The sequence below is a fragment of the Actinoallomurus acaciae genome (assembly GCF_042429965.1).
Classification (GTDB): domain Bacteria; phylum Actinomycetota; class Actinomycetes; order Streptosporangiales; family Streptosporangiaceae; genus Actinoallomurus; species Actinoallomurus acaciae.
The window spans coordinates 1-359 of record NZ_JBHLZP010000034.1 but is presented as its reverse complement, the minus strand read 5'-3'; positions in this window follow the sequence as shown (position 1 = coordinate 359).

Below are 359 nucleotides of genomic sequence, written 5' to 3'. Positions count from 1 at the left end.
CGGATCCAAGGCGCCCGACCACACCGGGAACGGCGACGACGGCGGAGGCCCACCGCCACCACCACCCGGCGGATCCGCTGCGCCACCCGTCAAGACCGACACGCGACTCGCCGGGACCGTCGCGCCCCCCGACCATCCGCCGGCGGGCCATGGCACCCCCCACGTACCCGAGTCACCGGCTCCTGCCGAGCGGCCCGCGCCGCCCGCGCGGTCCGAGACCGAGGCCGCGCCGGTCATGCTGAACGCACCGGACGGGCGTCCCGCCGGCCCGGTCGCTCCCGAGGCGAGTCGCCCCAGCATCGCCGACCTCCTCTCGGGTAAGACCTCGCCCTCCGCGACCCGGCCGGAGATCGGCGGGC